This window comes from Desulfovibrio subterraneus (genome assembly GCF_013340285.1).
Lineage (GTDB): Bacteria > Desulfobacterota > Desulfovibrionia > Desulfovibrionales > Desulfovibrionaceae > Halodesulfovibrio > Halodesulfovibrio subterraneus.
Map to the genome: position 1 here is coordinate 75487 of NZ_BLVO01000005.1, position 18967 is coordinate 94453.

General features: G+C 58.4%; 14 protein-coding genes. 2 read left to right on the plus strand and 12 right to left on the minus strand.

The window, feature by feature from the left end; genetic code table 11:
• Positions 1-2: 2 nt before the first annotated feature.
• From HUV30_RS03295 to HUV30_RS03325, 7 genes are all read right to left on the minus strand, one after another.
• Positions 3-737, minus strand: coding sequence for a hypothetical protein (locus HUV30_RS03295; RefSeq protein ID WP_174404014.1), 735 nt, complete (start codon positions 735-737; stop codon positions 3-5).
• A complete protein-coding gene (locus tag HUV30_RS03300) occupies positions 734-2260 on the minus strand; it encodes an aspartate ammonia-lyase (protein ID WP_174404015.1) in 1527 nt (508 codons plus the stop codon). The genes HUV30_RS03295 and HUV30_RS03300 overlap by 4 nt, the downstream gene beginning before the upstream one ends.
• 125 nt (positions 2261-2385) lie before the next feature.
• The gene (gene hydG, locus HUV30_RS03305) at positions 2386-3795 is read right to left on the minus strand and encodes a [FeFe] hydrogenase H-cluster radical SAM maturase HydG (RefSeq protein WP_174404016.1); all 1410 of its coding nucleotides are present in this window, start codon (positions 3793-3795) and stop codon (positions 2386-2388) included.
• Between the two features lie 14 nt (positions 3796-3809).
• A complete protein-coding gene (locus HUV30_RS03310) occupies positions 3810-4052 on the minus strand; it encodes a TM1266 family iron-only hydrogenase system putative regulator (RefSeq protein ID WP_174404140.1) in 243 nt (80 codons plus the stop codon).
• 158 nt (positions 4053-4210) lie between these two features.
• Positions 4211-4552, minus strand: a complete 342-nt coding sequence (locus tag HUV30_RS03315) for an iron hydrogenase small subunit (RefSeq protein ID WP_174404017.1) — start codon at positions 4550-4552, stop codon at positions 4211-4213.
• Positions 4553-4561: 9 nt separating this feature from the next.
• Positions 4562-5887 (minus strand): [FeFe] hydrogenase, group A, encoded by a 1326-nt coding sequence (locus HUV30_RS03320; protein WP_174404018.1) that lies wholly within the window; start codon positions 5885-5887, stop codon positions 4562-4564.
• Positions 5888-6196: 309 nt separating this feature from the next.
• On the minus strand, positions 6197-7594 hold the full coding sequence (locus tag HUV30_RS03325) for an aminotransferase-like domain-containing protein (protein ID WP_174404019.1): 1398 nt from the start codon (positions 7592-7594) through the stop codon (positions 6197-6199).
• A 125-nt stretch (positions 7595-7719) separates the two neighbouring features.
• Between HUV30_RS03325 and HUV30_RS03330 the strand changes: the two genes are divergently transcribed.
• Entirely contained in the window at positions 7720-8349 is a 630-nt protein-coding gene (locus HUV30_RS03330) for a LysE family translocator (RefSeq protein WP_205245186.1), read from the plus strand.
• Between the two features lie 61 nt (positions 8350-8410).
• Here the strand turns inward: HUV30_RS03330 and HUV30_RS03335 are convergent, their stop codons facing one another.
• The 5 genes from HUV30_RS03335 to HUV30_RS03355 all read right to left on the minus strand — a co-directional run bounded on the left by HUV30_RS03335 (position 8411) and on the right by HUV30_RS03355 (position 16486).
• Complete coding sequence (locus HUV30_RS03335) at positions 8411-10897, minus strand: mechanosensitive ion channel domain-containing protein (RefSeq protein ID WP_174404020.1); 2487 nt, start codon at positions 10895-10897, stop codon at positions 8411-8413.
• Between the two features lie 382 nt (positions 10898-11279).
• Entirely contained in the window at positions 11280-12908 is a 1629-nt protein-coding gene (locus tag HUV30_RS03340; RefSeq protein WP_174404021.1) for an ATP-binding protein, read from the minus strand.
• 5 nt (positions 12909-12913) lie between these two features.
• Entirely contained in the window at positions 12914-14146 is a 1233-nt protein-coding gene (locus tag HUV30_RS03345) for an HDOD domain-containing protein (RefSeq protein ID WP_174404022.1), read from the minus strand.
• A 162-nt stretch (positions 14147-14308) separates the two neighbouring features.
• Positions 14309-15166 carry an MlaA family lipoprotein gene (locus HUV30_RS03350; RefSeq protein ID WP_174404023.1) on the minus strand — a complete coding sequence of 286 codons (858 nt, stop codon included), beginning with the start codon at positions 15164-15166 and terminating at the stop codon, positions 14309-14311.
• A gap of 3 nt (positions 15167-15169) precedes the next feature.
• Complete coding sequence (locus tag HUV30_RS03355; RefSeq protein ID WP_174404024.1) at positions 15170-16486, minus strand: alpha/beta hydrolase fold domain-containing protein; 1317 nt, start codon at positions 16484-16486, stop codon at positions 15170-15172.
• A 249-nt stretch (positions 16487-16735) separates the two neighbouring features.
• Between HUV30_RS03355 and HUV30_RS03360 the strand changes: the two genes are divergently transcribed.
• Entirely contained in the window at positions 16736-18766 is a 2031-nt protein-coding gene (locus HUV30_RS03360; RefSeq protein WP_174404025.1) for a methyl-accepting chemotaxis protein, read from the plus strand.
• Positions 18767-18967: the final 201 nt, after the last annotated feature.

The window sequence follows — 18967 nt, forward strand, 5'->3', positions numbered from 1 at the left end:
GATCATGGTTCCGTAGTGGTTTGTTGCGTGAAGGGGACTGCTGATTCGGCGGCGGAACAGGTGGAGGTGACGCATTCTTCCACAATGCGCAGGGCGGCACGGTGCTCAGGCACAAGCATTTGTGCCGTATGTTGCTCGGACACAAGCACTTGTGCCGTATGTTGCTCGGACACAAGCATTTGTGCCGTATATTGTTCGGACACAAGGTCTTGTGCGGCGTGTTGCTCGGCCACAGGGCCGTGAGCGGCGTGCGGCATGGCGGGGTGTGCGGCAATGCGCAGCAGTTCTTCAACCGGGGCTGTCACGGTGCACCAGAACCCGTCCGGTGTGAGCGTGGCGCTGTGTGCAAAGTGGCCGAAATAGATGGTGTCGTCAATAATCAGCACCGGCAGGCTCGGGCGCAGGTGTATGGTGCGGATGTGTACGCGCTCCGGGTGGTCATTCTTCAGTTGGCGTAGAAAATTATCGGAGTCCGCAAGTTCCTGCTGCAGTGCCTGCCTATTTGCGTGGGGCCTGAGCAGACGCATGAAGTCAGGCATCCACGATATTTCCATGCAAGGCAGTGTGGCAATTGTGAGGCATGGCCCCTGCGGGCGAGAAAGTGTGGCATGCAGGGCCTCGCACAGCGGGGCAGCTGCGGCAAATCTGCCGTAGGGCGGCGCATGAAACCATATGCGCTGCCGTGCGGCGGCAATGCGCTCCGGCAGGTTGAGGCTTGTTACTCCGGCTGAGATCATGCCTTGCCTCCCTTGGTGTCATTATCCTTCCTGAAGGCGGCATAGGTTTCTTCCGTGTAGCCGAGCTGGTGCATCCGTTCGGGGGAGAGCAGCGTGGCTATGACCTCAGGAGGCATGTTCAGATCTTCCGCAGCGGCTTGGGCAAGGCTGATGCCCTTATTCCGTGCTGCCTGCGCTATGGCTTCGGCACGGGCATAGCCCACGGCAGGAACCAGCACGGCAGCCAGCGCACCACCGGATTCCACATGCCCCAGACAGCGTCCGGCATCCGGCTCTGCCTGCGTGATGCAGCGGGTGTGCAGCAGAATGACCGCTTGTTTGAGCAGGTGCAGCGATTCCAGCATGCTGTGGGCCATGAGCGGCATGAACTGGTTCAGTTCAAGATTGCCGAGGGCAGCCACCTGTCCTGCCAGCGCATCGTTGGACATGATGCGCAGCGCGGCCTGCGAAACGGCCTCGGGTATGACCGGATTGACCTTGCCCGGCATGACCGTGGAGCCGGTCTGCATGGCGGGAATGCGCAGTTCGCCCAGACCGGCGGCAGGCCCGCTGGAGAGCAGGCGGATATCGCTGCAGATCTTCAAAAGGTTCACGGCGCAGGCTTTGAGCAGGCCGGAAACCTCTACAAAGTCATCAAGGTTCTGGGTGGCATCCACCAGATTTTCGGCGCGGGAGAGTTTAAGGCCCGTAATGCGCCGCAGTTCATCGGTCACGCGCAACACATAGTCGCGCGGTGCGCCAAGGCCGGTGCCTACCGCCGTGCCGCCGAGATTCACCTGCCGGATGCGCTCGCGGCATTTGAAGATGCGCCAGCGGTCGCGGGCCACGGCTTCTGCCCACGCCCCAAAGGTCATGCCTGCGGTCAGCGGCACGGCGTCCTGCATTTCCGTGCGGCCAAGGCGCAGCACGTTGCGGTGGGCCTGTTCCTTGCGCTGCAGGGTTTCCTGCAGGTCGGCAACAGGCTGCTCCAGCGCTTTCAGCTCGTGCAGCACGGCAACCTTGAGTGCCGTGGGATAGGTATCGTTGGTGGACTGATGCAGGTTGACGTGGTGCAGCGGATGCACTGCGCCCGAGCCCGAGACTGAGCCCGAGTCCGAACCTGAACCTGAGCCTGCACCTATGCTTGTGTCTGAACCTGACTCAGATCCTGATCCTGCCGCCTGCCCCATCAGCATGGCAGCGCGGTTGGCGATGACCTCGTTGAAATTCATGTTGGTGGAGGTGCCTGCCCCGCCTTGAAAGGCGTCCACCACGATCTGGTCATGGTGGCTGCCGTCCGCAAGTTCCTTGCAGGCTGTTTCCAGCGCCTGTGCCATGGGCAGAGACAGGTATCCCAGCGAGGCATTGGTGCGCACGCAGGCAAGCTTCACCTGCGCATAGGCGCGGATGAACACGGCGGGCAGCCGGTAGCCGGACAGGGGAAAGTTGGCAACGGCGCGTGCGGTGTGGATGCCGTACAGGGCATCTGCCGGTATTTCAAGGCTGCCGAACTGGTCCTGCTCGGTCCGGGTATGGCTGGGCATGGGCTATCTCCTGAGGCGTAAGAAGGAAACGGGACGGACCGGGCAGGGGAACCCGGTCCTTCCTGTTTTCTGTGGGTCAACCGGTGTTTGTCAACCCATCCTGGCAGGGATATTCTTGATAAGGCTTACAGGTAGAGATCCCGTTCGCCCTGTTCGATTCGATCAAGCCGCGAAACCACGAGATCGCGCCGCTTGGCGGGGAAGTTGTCCACCTCGCGCTGAACGAGCGGCAGGCCCACTGCGCGGGTGTCGTTTCCGGCGTAGTCGTGCAGATATTCCTTGAAGGTGAGCAGCGAGTTGGGATGGCAGAATTCCTGAATGAATCCTTTCTTGGCCAGTTCCATGAAATGCTCGCCGGTTCTGCCGAGCCGGTAGCAGGCTGTGCACCATGAAGGGATGTAGCCGTGATGCACGATTTCCTGAATCACCTCTTCTAGGCTGCGGTTGTCGCCCACACAGAACTGCTGCACGTCCGGTCGGTCGTAGTTTGGGTCGGCATAGGCACCGGGATAGGTGCGCGAACCTGCGCTCAGCTGCGAAACGCCAAGGTCCAGCAGTTCGCGGCGCATGGTCTTGCCTTCGCGGGTGCTGAGAATGAGGCCGGTGTAGGGCACGGCCAGACGCAGCACGGCCACCAGCCGCTTGAACTGCTCGTTCGTTATGGGGTGGGGCGGGTTGTAGGCTATATCCGCGTTGAGGGCAGGTTCCAGACGGGGGAACGAAATGGTGTGCGGTCCCACGCCGAAGTGCTTTTCCAGTTCTGCCGCGTGCGTGAGCATGGCAAGGATGTCGAAGCGGTGGTCGTAGAGTCCGAGCAATGCGCCCATGCCCACGTCATCAATGCCCGCTTCCATGGCCCTGTGCAGGGCATAAAGACGCCACAGGAAATGTTTTTTGTGTCCGCTGGGGTGCAGGGCGGCGTAGGTTTCGGTGTGGTAGGTTTCCTGAAAACACTGGTAGGTGCCTATGCCCACCTCGTGCAGGGTGCGGAAGCCTGCTACATCAAGCGGCGCACAGTTGATGTTCACGCGCCGGATTTCGCCGCTTTTTTCTGAAACAGTGTCGTAGACGGTGCGGACGGTTTCCGCAATCCAGTCGGCCCCGAATCTGGGGTGCTCGCCGTAGACCAGCAGCAGGCGCTTGTGGCCGAGGTTTTCCAGCACGGTCACTTCCTGCCGGATTTCTTCCGGTGTGAGCGTGCGGCGGACAAGCTCGGTGTTATCGGCCTTGAAGCCGCAATAGACACAGCGGTTGCCGCATTCGTTGGTAATGTAGAGCGGCGCGAAGAGCACCATGCGGTTGCCGTAAATGGTCTGCTTGACCGTGCGCGCCGTTTCGAACACGGCCTCGTTCAGTTCCGGATCGTCCACCTGCAGCAGGCAGCCCGTTTCTTCAAGGGTAAGGCCCTTTGCTTCCTTCGCCTTGTCCAGAATACCGCGCACACGTGCTGCCTCTGGGTTTTCCGTTGCCCGTACGGTTTTCCAGATGGCTTCTTCGTCTATGAAATTCGTCAGTCCCTTTGTATCCAACTGCATATCCGCCTCCGTGATTACACGAGTGAAGATTTGACCCTGACGCTGGGAAGGCTGCCCAACTGCCCCGTGAGCGAACCCACTTCGTTGGTTGTGGCCTCTATGATGAGGGCGATGACGCTCACGCCCCTGTCGCGGCAGGGAACCCCCATTCGGGCGAGAACAAGCTCCCCGTGGCGGCTGATAATGTCGTTCACCATGCCCGCATCCTGTTGTCTGTTGCCAACGATCACGCTGACAACGCCCATGCGCTTGTCCATCAAGAGTATTTCCTTGTGCTTTGCATCATGTCGCAGGGTCCTTACGGGCAGGCCGGTGAGGCGTCGTCAGGTGCTTTGGCTCCATCCGGCGGATACAAGGGCGGCCCTGAGGTTCAGATTGCTCCTTCCCGCAGGCTGCCCGTAGGAATACGGCGTGGTTACAGTGCCAGTTTCACGCCCTTGGCCTTGAGGGCCTTCAGGCTTTCGCTCCGGTCGCTGTAGTGCGTGTGGAGCAGGTGGTGCGATTCGTGACCGCAGGGACCTTCATGCAGGAAGCCGTCCTTGGCGTAGAGCTTCTTGATCATGGGGTTATCCTGCGATTTGCGGATGGTGTATATCTTGCGGTCCGCTTCATACACGGACTGCTGACGGAGGCCGATGAATTCCAGCGTGGCGGCAACTGCCTCGCGGGTCATGTTGAAGCCCAGCACGGCGTACCCGCAGGTGAAGCCTGCAAGCTTGATGAATCCGCGTCTGGACATGGTTGCGATGTTCTTCATGGTTGCCTCCTAGCCTACGCGGCGCTGGGTGTAGCGACGGTTGATCTTGGCGACGGTGCTGCGGAACAGGGAAGACTGCAGCATGCCGGGTTCCAGAGGCTGGCCGCCGCCGTTTACGCAGCCGCCGGGGCAGGTCATCACTTCGATGAAGTGGTAGGGGGACTTGCCCGCCCGCACTTCGTCACACAGCTTGGCAGCATTCTGCAGGCCGCTGACCACGGCAACCTTCACGGTGCCGAAGTTGGGCACGGGAATGTCTGCGGTCTTCAGGCCTTCATGCGCACGCACGACCTTGATGTCGGGATTGGCGAGGGTATCGCCGGAGAGCACCTCATAGGCCAGACGCAGGGCAGCTTCCATAACGCCGCCGCTGGTGCCGAAGATGGTGGCCGCACCGGTGGACATGCCAAGCGCCGGATCGGGCTCTTCTTCAGGCAGGCTCATGAAATCGATACCGGCCTGCTTGATCATCCATGCCAGTTCGCGGGTATTGATGGTGGCGTCAATGTCGCGGTAGCCGCTGGCGTCCATTTCAGGCCGCAGACCTTCGAACTTCTTGGCCACGCAGGGCATGATGGAAACGGTATACATCTTCTTGCCCGCAATGCCGCTCTGTTCGGCACCATAAGTCTTGGCCAGCGAGCCAAGCATGCCGATGGGGGACTTGCAGGTGGAAAGATGATCGTTGAGATCGGGATAGTAGGTTTCCGCGAACTTCACCCAACCGGGACAGCAGGAGGTGAACTGCGGCAGGGGCTTGTCGCCCTTTTTCACGCGCTCGAGCAGCTCGGTGCCTTCTTCCATGATGGTGACGTCGGCGGCCCATTCGTTATCCCAGATGAGATCGAAGCCGAGGCGACGCAGCGCAGCGTGCATTTTGCCGCCCACGTAGGTGCCTGTGGGCAGGCCGAAGCATTCGCCAAGGCCGTAGCGCACCGCAGGGGCGGGCATGGAAACGACCACGGTATCGGGATCGCGCAGCTTTTCGAAGATTTCGCCAACATACGAAACTTCTTCGTGGATTGCGCCGAAGGGACAGTTGGCAAGACACTGACCACAGTTGACACAGGCGGCAGGGTCCACAACACCGCGCTGGCCATCAGGATGCATTTCCTGAATGGCTCCGGTGGGACAGTGGGCTTCGCATTCGCCGCAGCTCATGCATTTATCCACGTCCACCTGCACGAAAAACATAGAGGCGGGGTCAATACCGTGCGGAGCGGCAACTTTGTACGTTACCCCTTCCATCTCCACACGTTGTCCCGTTGCCGGCGGCTCCAGCCCTGACAGGTAGGCCGGAGCGGCAGCGGGATGCTTTGGTTTGCATCCAGACATGACAACTCCTTTAACTGGTTACACGTTTGCGTCGTTCGACGACAGCACCTGTTGTGTGTTACGAAATTACAAAAGATAGCACAAGTGAAATAAGAAAAAATATTCACTGCTGCATTCGTGTCATGAAGTGAACGCTTATTGAGCTGCGAGAGGTGCCTGTGCTACATGGTGCGGGGGCGCCGCCAATGATTGCGGCGCTGTGGCAACATGCTGTGTGAAAAGGAAAAAATGAGGATGGGATGAAGAGAGAAGACAAAAAATGAGGCGGCGCATGAGGGAGGCACGCGCCGCAGGTGTGTGAAAGAGCGGTTACAGCTTGAGCAGGTCTGCAAGCACGGTCAGGCCGCCGTGCAGACTTTCCCTGTCCTGTGCGCCGCACAGGGATATGCGCACGCCCTGTTCCGGCTGCGCGTAGCCCACGGCAAAGTGTTCCATGTGGGCAACGGAGACGCCCCGTTCCGAGGCGGCTTCGGCAAACTCCACTGACCTCCAGCGTTTGGGCAGGCGCAGCCAGATGAAGTAACCCGTGGGGCGGGAAAAGAACTGCCACTCTCCCAGAATATCCTGCGCCATGCGGTTGCGGGCAGCGGCTTCCGTGCGTTTGGCGCTGAGCACTCTGGCGGCTGTTCCGTCTTCTATCCACAGGGTGGCAATCTCGGTCATGAGGGAGGCGGACATCCAGATGGAGGCTTCTATGGCGGCCTCCACACGGCGGACGGATTCCGGCGGCACGCAGACAAAGGCGGTGCGCAACCCGCCGGTAAGCGCCTTGGAGGTGGACGCGATGAAATGCCCCAGTTCCGGTGCGTGGGCAGATATGGGAGGCAGCACGGAATCCAGCGTCAGGGCGTACATGTCGTCCTCTATGATGCGTATTCCGTGGCGGCGGCAGACTGTGGCTATTTCATGGCGGCGGTATTCCGGCATGTGGGCGAGCGTGGGATTCTGGCAGCCGGGCATGATGTAGAGGCCGCGCACGGCTTCCTGCGCGCTTGCTGCGGCAAGGGCGTCGGGCAGCATGCCCTGTTCGTCCATGGGGATAGGTACCAGCTGCAGGCGCAGGCGTTTTGCAAGGGGCTTGATGAGCGGGTAGGTCAGGCTCTCCACGGCAATGCGGTCGCCCGGAGAAAAGAGCGCGCCAAGGGTGACGGTCATGCCATGCTGGGCGCCGGAACACACGAGCACGTTATCGGGCGTTGCCTCATACCCGTGCAGCGCGGCCCAGCGCACCCCTGTTTCCCTGTGCCGGAGCAATCCACGCGGCTGGTGGTAATAGAGCAGGTGCTGAATGTCGCGCCGCGCGGCAAGGGTAGCAAGCGCCGCGCCAAGGTCGGGGTCCAGCGAATGAAAGGGCGTGTTCAGTCCCAGATCAACCCTCGGGTTGCCGTCTGCACTCAGCGAATCGCGGCCGATCTGGGCAAAGGTCATGCGCTGCGAAAGTACAAAGGTACCCCTGCCTGTTTCGCCCCGCACCAGTCCGCGCCGTGCCGCTTCCGCATAGCCGCGGGTAACGGTGCCCACGGTCACGCCGAGCAGTTCCGCCACTTCGCGCTGGGTGGGGAGCGGTGCATCCGGCAGCAGAATGCCGGTGCGTATGGCGCTTTCCACCGCATCGGCAATGGCCAGATAGCGGGGCTTGGCAGAAGCGTGGGCCTCTGCATCCGTTGCGTTGCGTACGGTGGTGAGCAGGTGATGCAATATTGTCATGGTGACAATTGATATTTTGACGAAGCGATTGTGTCAATACTATGCATGGCAGACTGAAAGCTGCCCCTCACGAACGGTCGGAGCGCGGCGGCTGTTTCGGCAACGCAAACAGAGTGGAGGCTTGCATGGAACCGACGCACGGTCTTTCGCTGACCGGGAACCTTCTGCCCCTCGTGTTGTTCTGTCTTTCCATGACGGCAACACCCGGGCCGAACAATATCATGCTTACTGCCTCCGGAGCGAATTTCGGATTCCGCAGAACATTGCCGCACATGTGCGGCATCGCATGCGGTATGCAGACCATGATTCTGACTGTGGGACTGGGGCTGGGAAAGGTGTTCATGGAGTTTCCCGTCATACACACGTCACTGGAATGGGTAGGCGGGGCATACCTGCTGTACCTGGCGTGGAAGATTGCCAACATAAGCCCTGTTGCAGCAGGGGCGGGCGGGGCAGCAAAGCCCTTCACCTTCATGCAGGCGCTGCTGTTCCAGTGGGTGAACCCCAAATGCTGGATGATGGTGGTGGGCGCCGTTGCCACCTTTGCCGGTGGCGAAACCGCCATGCGCGATGTCTTTATCATCGCGGCGGCTTTTCTGGCTGTGACACCGCCCAGCATAGGCATGTGGGCTGTGGTGGGCGTAAAGATCAGCCGTTTTCTCGAAACGGCGTTCCGCCGCCGCATGTTCAACTACACCATGGCCAGTCTGCTGGTCGGCTCACTGGTCTTTGTGCATATGGGCAAGGTTCTGTGACGGCTTTGCAGACCTGAAATAAAGCGCCCCGGACGGATGTCCGGGGCGCTTCTGCTTTGGTCTATTCCTCGTCATGGTCCGGCGTGGCTTCCGGATTGCCGCCGGTTTTCCTGCCTGCCTGCGCAGGCTGGAGGTTGTGTGCGGACTGCAGTTCCTGCAGGGCGGGGGCGGAGCGGATATGCAGGTCCATCTGCGGGAAGGCGATTTCTATGTTCGCCTCGCGGAATGCCTTGTCGATGGCAAAGCGCAGGTCCGAGATGGTGGAAAGGGCATAGTCTATGTCGTTGATCCACACGCGCAGGATGAAGTCGAGCGTGCTTGCGCCGAAATCGTTGAAAATGACCGCAGGCTGGGGCCGGCGCAGCACGTGGGAGTGACCTTCCGCCACGGTAAGCAGGGTCTTGCGGACCAGTTCGATATCCGAGCCGTAGGCCACGCCTACCACAAGGTCGCGGCGGATGGTGGCGTTGTTCTTGGTCCAGTTGGTCACCTGCGTGGTGACAAGGTCCGAGTTGGGAATGATGAGCGAGGCGTTGTCGAATGTTTCCACAACCGTTGCGCGGATGTTGATGGTGCGCACCGTGCACCACAGGTCGCCCACCTGAATGATGTCGCCCTGCTGGATGGAACGGCCGAACAGCAGAATGAGTCCGCTGAAGAAGTTGTTGAAGATGGTCTGCATGCCGAAGCCGATACCCACGGAAAGACCACCCGCAACAACCGTGAGGCTGGTGAGGCTTACGCCGAGGATATGCAGGCCGACCAGCCCGTAGATGATCCACAGGCCGTAGTTCGCCATGGTCTTGAGCGAGAGCACAGAGCCGCGCTGCCCCTTGGGCCAGCGTTCGGCCATGCGATCCAGTGCGCCCCGTGCCAGATGCGAGCAGGCGCGTGTGACGTAAAAGAGAATGGCCAGCAACAGCACGCTGGCAAATTTGAGCGAGAATCCTTCCCAGCTTATGGTCAGCTCGCCCACTGTCTTGAGAATGCCCGCGCCGAGGAACTGATAGAACCAGTACAGGCCGAGAGCTGATGAAGACGTCCAGACAAGGGGAGAGGCAACGCCGAGTATGGCACCTTTGAGCATGACATAGCCGCCTTCGTCCGGCAGGAAAGATAGGCTGCGGTTCAAGGTGGCCATGAGCCCCGCACTTGCGCCGTAGGCAACGTAGCCGCCGAACCAGAACATGCAGAGGAAGGCGGAAAAACGGGCAAAGCCCGCAAGGCTGATGAGCGTGAGAATGGTGGCTATCCAGAACCACACGGTAAGCGCCACGGCCCCCCGTGTGGGGTCTTTGCGGTGCTTGAAGGTCATGTAGCCGAGGAACAGCAGCAGCACGACCGTCCACATGGGGACTGCAAGCTTAGCGGGCGTTTCGTTGATGAGCATGAGCCCGCCGATGAGGAACAGCCATGAGACGGCAGTTTTGGGAATGTTGTTGAAGTTGGGTACAACAGCGCGCCGTATGGCGTTGGACCCCATGAGCACGCCGTAGCCGAACAGGAACCAGCTGAACACGCTGAATGAAGGGGCGGCACCGCCGAAAATACGCATGTCGGAAACAACAAGTGCAAACCCTATAGTGCCGAGTAACCCTGAACGGTGCAGCCGTGCGGCAATGGTGCCGGGAACGGAATTATCCCGCAGGGCCGCGCGCATGAGGGGAACACCCCCTGTGGCCACCACGGTGAAGATGAACATGCTGAGCAGAGCGGCGGAGAAAATTTTGGTTTGCAGCAGGGCAAGTTCCTGCCCCAGTGCCACTATGCGGACGGAAAACCACAGCGGGATGGAGCCGGGCTGCTTCCAGAGTTCAATGGAAACAAGCGGTTCACTGTTGCGGAAAAAATAATCCTTCCAGTGGTTGGCGAGTCCTTCTTCCTTCTGGTTGCGCTTGGAGCGGATCTTGTCGAAGAGGGTGGTAACCTGTTTGAGCTGTGTTTCTGCCTTGTTCTGCTGCGCATCAAGTCTTGCGCGCAACTGCATGATCTGGCTCAGGTAGGTGGTGACGAATTCCTGCATTTCGGGCGACAGATCTTTGCGGGCCGAAAAGTCGTTGCGGGTATTGATGGTGCCCAGTCGGTCGAGCCGGATGTTGGCCTGATCGTTTATGTCCTGCAGGGAGCTGCGCACGGTCGCCAGACGACGCTCAAGCGCGTGCAGCTGCCTGCTCAGAGCGCGTTCCTCTATGGGCGAAGCGAGCGAAAGGCCCTGCGCGAGCAGGGTTTCGCCATACAGTTTGCGCACGTCGTTGTACTCGTCTTTGGCATCGTCTAGGCGCTGGTCAACGGACTGTGCAATATCCTCTTCCGCGCTGGTGAGCATGGTCAGTTCGCGTTGTTTGACCTCAAGTATGCCCTGCAGCGACGTGGCAGGCTGGGCGTGGGCCGCAGTTGCGGTAACGAGCGCGGTAACAACGGCGAACAGCAGGCAGCAGAGAACAGCCGCGGCTGTCAGAGAGCGTGCGGACCGCGTGGTTTTCATAGTCTGTGTGGCCCGTTCTGTCGGGCGGAACGAAACAATGGGGCGTGTATGCAGAATGAGCATGAAGATACTCTGTGGTTTCCATTCGTTGAAAAAATCTTGTGCGGGAAGGACGGATTTCGTCCGCATGTCACTACGAATAATACCATAGCCTGAAAGCTGATGGGTGAGAAGGGGGCGGTCAGGCGGTTTCGCAATCCGCAAAAACGGGGCGCTGATGAGTGATTGACGAAGAACGTCGGTTCCCTTGCCTGTCTGCGAACGCAAATGAGCTGGTATGATGAGGCTGTGCAGCTCACAGAGAGGAGGCGGATGCGCGTTTGCGCCGTTGCCCGTTGTATTGTCGTATTGTCGCATTGCTGCGACGGCCTGTCGGGGGAACGGGCCTGTCGCTGCCTATACGCGGCCGATTCTGCGCGGAATATGGCAGGGTGTGTGCCGCCGTCTAGGCGGCAGGGAGCACGACCGTGACGGTGGTGCCCATTTCTTCTGATGTGGTGAAAGAGATTTCGCCGCCAAGGGTATCTGTTATGAGCTTGGCGGAAAATGTGCCGAGCCCTGTTCCGCCCTTTTTACCGAATGTGACGTACTTGCTGAAGAAGTTTGCGCGAATCTCTTCAGGCACCACGCCGAAGTTGTGGATGTCCACAGCGACACGTTCGCCCATGGGCAGAATGCTCACACTGACGTGGTGGCCCTGAGGCGAGGCTTCTGCCGCATTGGTCAGCAGATTGGAGAAGAGGTAATAGAGCATGGTTTCTTCTGCGCGGACGAGTATCTTATCGCCCGGTTCAAAGGCTTCTCCGTCAACGGTGATGGAATGGGAAATCTGCAGGGCGCTTGAGAGCGGGGCAATATCCATGAACACGTTCCGCAGAATCTGCATGATATCTATTGTTGCGGGAACAAAGGTATAGGTTCCCGTTTCCATTTTGAAAAGGTCGAGCGATGCGTTGATGGTTTTGAGCATCTTGAAGCCGGACTCCTTGATGTGCTTGAGCATTTCAAGCTGGTCATCATTGAGCGGGCCTATGTCTACGATCACGTCAGGCAGGTTGATGATGCCGTTGAGGGGAGACTTGAGATCGTGGCGGGTTATGCGCTCCACATCTTCCTTGAGTTGTTGCAGTTTCTTCTGTTCTGAGATGTCCATGAAGCTCTTCAGAAAGAAGAGGTGGCCGCCCAGCTGGATTTCGGTAACGTTCTCGATGATGGGAATATTCACCCCGTCAGTTCTTCGCAGGGTATGCTCATAATTCATGCGTAATGCCAGCCGGTTATGGAAGGGACAGTTTTCGGGTTCCTCAAAGCATATGCTGCCCGCGCAACTTGTGCCGATGAGATCTTCTGGCTTTGCCTTGAGCATGGCAAGGGCTGCGGGATTTGCATCATGAATTTTCTGGGTTTTCGCGTTGGTGATGATAACGCCCGTCTGGATTGAGTTGAAAATCTGCTGCAGCTGTCTGTTGGTATCTTCCAGCGCACGGGTGCGGGCGAGTACCTTCTGCTCCAGCCGCTTATTGTCTTCTGCAAAGAGCTTGTTCACCTCATGGCTTTCCATGGCATGCGCCGCAGAGAGCATGACAACGGAAAACAGTCTTCGTGTAGTATCCAGAATGCCGTCTTTGTCCTGCTGCAACACGCCGACCAGCATGCCCCGTATCCGCGATGCCGAACCGATGACATGCAGCAGTATCTGGTGCTTGCCGTCGCGTGTGAGGAAGAAGAGAGGCTCGTTGCTTTTCATGGCATACGCGAAAGAATTGTCATCGATGAGGCTGTTCACCTCCCGCTCTATCAGTTCGTTCATGCCGGGGGTGTCGCAGTACTGCATGGCGAAGTCATACGTTCCTTCCTGCGCCAGATAGATGGCCACTCCTTTCATGTCGATCATCTTGCGGGCACGCAGGCAGGTTTCTTCCAGAATGGGGCGGGTGTCACTGTGCTGCGACAGAGAAGGCGCAAAACTGCCGAGCGAAGCAGCAAGCTCAAGGGCATCCATGGCAGCGGCTCTTTCGCGGCGCAGCAACTCAAGCTGCTTTTCTTGAAATTGTATTATCTGGTTCTGTGTCATGGCGGTCAGCTGAGAAAAATACTGGTGATGTCGTGAATCTGTCGTTCGGCAGCAAGTATTGTTGCTTCAATGGCGCTTTCGGGCAGGTTTATTGTTTTCCATATCGTCGGGGGAATGGTGCGGACGAGTATGGAGCCGTTGGCACCGAACCCCATGGCTATGGCGAGCGTATCCGCCACAGAGCACAGGGCGGCTTCAACAGAGGGAATATCATTCAGGCCATGGTGTTCGGCAACGCCGTCAAGCAGCTCTTCGGGCAGATTCCATCGTTTGAACAGGGCCCTTGCAACATCCGTATGATCGAATCCGAAGATGGTCCGTTCCGCCAGATAGAGGGAAATGCCGGTGGTCCGAGACAGGTTTACTGCCCACGCCACATGCTGGGGGGCCAGTTTGAGCATGACCAGACGGCCTATGTCGTGCAGCAGGCCTATGACGAAACAGCGTTCCTGCTGCATGCCCTGCATATGCGAGGCAAGGATGCGGTTCAGCACACCGCAGGCAACGGAGTGCTGCCAGAAGCCACGTACGGAGATGATGCCGTCCGGCACGCCGATGAACAGGTCGATGACGGCCACGCCAAGCGCCAGCTGGCTTATTTCGCGTGCGCCCACAAGAGCCACGCTTCTGCTGAGCGAGTCTATGCGCTGCCCGAAGCCGTAGAACGGACTGTTGACCAGGCTGAGCAGCTTGGCGCTGATGCTGGGGTCTTTGGAAATGACCTCGGCCAGCTTGTTGGCCGTGGAGCTCGGGTCTTCAAGTGCATTGCTTATGCGGAAGTATATGTCGGGAAAAGAGGCGAGCCCCTTGTCGGTATTCACGAACTCCTCAAGGCTGGATTTCGAGATGTTGTCCGGTTGGGGAATGGGGTTCCAGTTGAAGGTGTCGGTAGAAAGAGTCTGACCGGCCTGCAACCGGCTGACATACAACTTCATGCAGGCGGTGTGGAGTTCCGGCATGGGCGGTGAGGCAAGATTCGCCGCGCTGAAAAGGCTGTCCACAAACTGGCGTGCAGCGGCAAGATCGTGTTCCGGTATGCTGAGCAGCGATTCCTGTTGTGCCTCGCCTGCGGAAACATGTTCTATGTCGGCATCAAGTGCTCCCCAAATCTTGAGCACGCGTATGTGCTGCTCGTCCAGCACGGTCCCTCTGGGAAGAAGCAACCTGCCGTTGGAGCTGAACGCGTCGGAGGCGAGTATCATTCCCGTCCGCAGGTCTGATGCGTTGACCTTTCCCATTGCAGCCTCTGATATATCGAGGTTTTTGTATAGAAACCTTAAATTGTTCGATATTATGAAAATACAGCATCCTGTAAGAGCGGGGTATGATATTTCGCGATTCCGGATGAAGAAAAAAAGCCGCAGTCCCTTCCGGGGCTGCGGCTTTGCCAGTTTCTGCGGTCAGCGTTCCGATTCGAGCTGCCGTGCCTTTGTGTAGGCAAAGCGCAGGATTTCGTATTCGAAGGGCGTATCCATCGTGTAGTACCGGAAGGGAATTCCCGCCCGTGTGTTCACCCCGCGCACCACTGTGTTGGTGTACCTGGCCGTGTCGCGGTCGCCGATCTCGGCCAGTTCATACAAATATTCCATCTGGTAGTAGGCAAACACCATGTCACCGGCAAGGCCCACAGAATCGCGGATGTTGGAGGGACCGTATACCGGCAGCACCACATAGGGGCCCTGAGGGACGCCCCATACGCCGAGGGTCTGGCCGAAATCTTCGTTCTGCGGATAGAACTCGAGCTTCGTGGCGGGATCGAACAAACCGCCTATGCCCAGCGTGGAGTTGATGACGAACCGCGCCACGATGATGCCGCATTTGGAAGGATCGCCCTGCAGCATGGCGTTTGCCAGTCTGGGGATTTCGTTGATGTTGCTTATGCCGTTGGCAATGCCGGAGCGGAGCTGCGGGGGCACCACGGCTTCGTAGCCCGTGACCACGGGAATGAGCACGGCGCGGTCGAGCTTGGCGTTGAACGTGTAGATCGTTCTGTTCAATCGCTCGGCAGGATCGTTGACGGCAAGCAGTGAGACATTTTTCATCTTTCTCTGCTCGGCTTCATCTTCTGCCTGCGGTGCGGTCACGACATGTGATACCGGGGTTCGGAAAGGTGTTTTTTCCAGAGTCCTTTCAGGGGCGGTCCGTGTGGCGCCGCACCCTGCCAGTGCGCAGAGGCAGACAAGAAGCCCTATGAGGCGGATCAGGGAGCGAATCAGGGAGCGGGTCATGATGGCGCGGGAGGGGTGTGCTGTCTTCATGGCTTACTCCTGCCGTTCCATGGCACGCAGCATGGCCTGCGCGAAATCGACGTATTGCATGTTGCCGCAGTGGCCCCCCGTTGCAAAAAGCGTTGCCCGTTTGCCGAAGGTCTGTTTCAGGAAGGCGACCTCGTCCGTCTGCAGGATGGGATCATCCTCGTTACCCACAAGCCGTATGTTGTCCGACGTGCGCAGAAAGTCTGCAATTTTGCGTAATGAACAGTCTGCAAGGGCCTTTTCTTCCGTCATGCCGGAGTCAGTATATTGCAGATACGGCAGCAGAAATTCGCGGAAGTAGTCCTGAAACGTGATCTGGCTGGCCGTATCGAAATAGCGCATCAGGGGCGAGGCTGTATCGAGGTGCGTGTTGGCGGGCACCACATATCCGGCATTGAGGCACACGTCCGAGGTGAAGATCATGGACGACGAGGTAAGACGGAAGCTGGCCCCGATAAGCTGCTTCAGTTCCGTATCGGTCATATCCACCGTGGTGAAGAAGCGGTAGAGGACTTCGCTGTCCAGCTGCGCGAAATTGTTTGATTTGTAGAATTCAGAGAACTGCCGGATGAACTTGTCTATGGCCTTTTGGGGGGTCTGGTTTCCATTTTGGGCTTCCAGCCACGAATCAAAGGTTGTGGCGGAGCTGAAAAGGTCTACCGGCGGGTTGATGAGCAGTACCTTGTCGAAGTTGAAGCGCTTCTCGTGCCTGTCGCGTTCCGCCAGAAAGGCCGAGTGCATGGCGCCGAGGCTATAGCCCGTTACGCTGTAACGGCTGACCTTGCGGCGCGATTCCACATCTTCCTTTACCCACTGCATCAGGGTGTAGAGATCTTCCGTGTCATAGGGAACATAGCCTGCTACGCCGTGCTTTGACAGGCTGGCAATGTAATTGAAGTGCGTGGGCGAAGACAGGGCCACGGTGTGATAGCCCGCATCGTAGAAGAGGCGCTGCAGGAACTCCACCTTGGAGGAGCTGAACCTCCCGCCTGTTCCGGCAATGATGAAAATGAGCGGAGCTTCGTCCTTCTGGAGCATCTCGGCATATTCGACAGATTTGCAGTACCAGAAGATTTCGGGAACCTGCCTGTTTTCGATGCTGATGGACCGTACAGAAGGGGTCACCGGCGTCACGCGCTGCTTGAGCTGGAAGCGGAACTCGGGAGGCGTGCCGAAAACGGTGGCCTCATACCGGTTTGCAAAGGGATATGCCCCCGTGCTTTGTCCTGCTGTTCCGGAAGAGGCGGCAAACGCGTGCGAGCCTGCAAGCAGGAATAATGTGAGCAGGTAATGGAAAAAGGTTGCAGGAACCTTTGCTGTCATGGGTTTCTCCACTGTTGATGAGTTCGGAACAAGGTAATCTATCAGAGGAGTTGCAGGGCCACAACACCCCGCAGGTGTGGCGCCGTCTGTAAACCGGAGGATGCATGTGTATAGTGCCGTTGTCATGGCAGATAATAGGAGGTGTCGATAAATCGGCATGTTGCACCATGCCATTTTCGTGGAACGCTGGTTGCAGTCTGGACACCGCGTTACTGAGGTGTGCCGTTGCTTACTAATAAGGAGAGTTCCATGAAGTTCTGGCTACAGACCATTTCCGCCCGGTTCCTGCTGCTCAGCGTTTTCAGTATGTTGGCAATGGGGGCTATCGCCGGCGTATCGCTCACGGCATTGTCCGATCTGGGTAAGACCTTCGAGACAATGAAAAATATACACATCGACGGCAAGATGGCCACGCTCGCCATCAACCGCGACATCAACTATGTCAGCCGTCTCACCCGCAATATCATGCTCGGCAGCAACTATGACAAGGATATGAAGAGCCTGGACGGCCGTATTTCCGATATACGGGACAGCTTCAGAATCCTGCGCGATTCCGCCGAGGGAGATGAGCAAATCGCGCTGGTTGCCAAGGCGGAAGAAGCCGCTCTCAGCTTTGTGGAAGACGGCAGGCGCTTTTCTCGAGAGCTTGCAACGGTGCCGAGCGATGAACGACACACCTACTACGGCGCGTATGGTGAATCTGCAACGCCGCTGGCCATGCAGTCGCGCAAATATTTCGGAGAGCTGATCCGCATAAAGGAAGAAGGCTTCGACAAGTCCATGGCCGACTTTGCCGAGTCGGTCAGAAAGGCTCGTATCGTCGCGCTGGGCTCGCTTGGGGGAGTGGTGGCGCTGCTGGGCATCTGCAGTTTCCTTGTGCTGCGTTCCATCACCAATCCCCTGCGCACAGCGCGGCGTTTTGCCGAAGATGTGGCCAATGGTGATTACAGAGAGATTGATGTGGCTTCCTTCAGGGGTGAACTTGCCGTGCTCATGGAATCCCTTAACCTGATGGTGCAGCAGTTGCGCAAGCGCATAGCCTATGCGCAGGGGGTGCTTGAGGGGTTAAGCGTGCCCTGTCTGGTGACCAACGGTGAAGGCATTGTGGAATGGACTAACGACCACCTGCTTGAACTGGCAGAAAAGTCCGGCAAGCCTTCCGACTATGCCGGAGAATCCACGAGCCGTCTGCTTGCAGCAGAAGGGCAGAGCGGCTGCGTGTGTGTGGAAGCCATCAAGCAGCGCGCGCCTCTGCACAAGGAAATGGTGCTGACCACGGGTAAGGGCCACAAGGTTGTTGCGGATGTGAAGGCCACCCCCTTCTATGACATGGACGGCCACCTGCTCGGTGCCATTTCAAGCTTTTTCGATCTGACTGACAGTCGCAGGCGTGAACGGCTGATCAACGAACAGAATGCCAAGCTGGCCCAGAGTGCCGGTGAGGTTGCACGAATCAGCAGCGAGCTGGAAGTGGCTGCCCATGATCTTGAGACTGTGATTGCATCCTGTCGTTCAGGTGCGGAAAACCAGAAGGACCGTACCTCAAACGTGGCGGCCGCCATTGACCAGATGAACGCCACCGTAGCCGACATTGCCCGCAGCGCCTCCGATTCCGCCCGGATTGCGGCGGAAACACGCGAAACCGCCATGGGCGGGGCCGATGTGGTCTCCAGTGTCATTTCCACGGTGCGGGAAGTGAGCGACCGTGGGGATACCCTTGTCTCCGACATGGAAGTGCTGCAGAAGCAGGCGGATGGTATTGGCGAAATCATTTCCGTCATCAACGACATTGCGGATCAGACCAACCTGCTTGCGCTGAACGCTGCCATTGAAGCGGCGCGGGCCGGAGATGCCGGACGCGGTTTTGCCGTGGTGGCAGACGAAGTGCGCAAACTGGCAGAAAAGACCGTGCACGCCACCAAGCAGGTGGCAGAGTATGTGGGCGCCATTCAGGTGAGCACCAACAAGAATTGCAGGGCAACCACGGAAACGACCGCCAAGATCCGCCATGCTGTTGATCTGGCCACACAGGCAGGAGATGCCCTGAAGTCCATTCTGCAGCTGGCAGGCAGAACGGCAGATCAGGTGCGCTCCATTGCCACGGCCGCCGAGGAGCAGAGCGTGACCAACGAGCAGATTGCCCGCTCTTCGGAAGAGATTCATGTAACAGCCACCCACTCATCGCAGGAGCTGCAGAAGTCCGGCAGGTCCGTTGTCCGCCTCAACGAGCTGGCTGCCCAGCTCAGTGGCACGGTTTCGAGCATGGAGAGCATGCGCTAAGCCCACGCGCAAGCTCCTGCGCCAGCTTCGGGATTGCGCGACACATCCCGAATGCTGCGCCGAATGCTGTGCCGGATGGTGCGTCAGATGGTGCACCAGATGCTGTGCCAGATGAATACGCCAGATGAATACGCCGGATGAGTACGCCGGAAGAATAAGTAAGCGCCCCCGCCTTTGATGGCCGGGGCGCTTTTTGTTGTA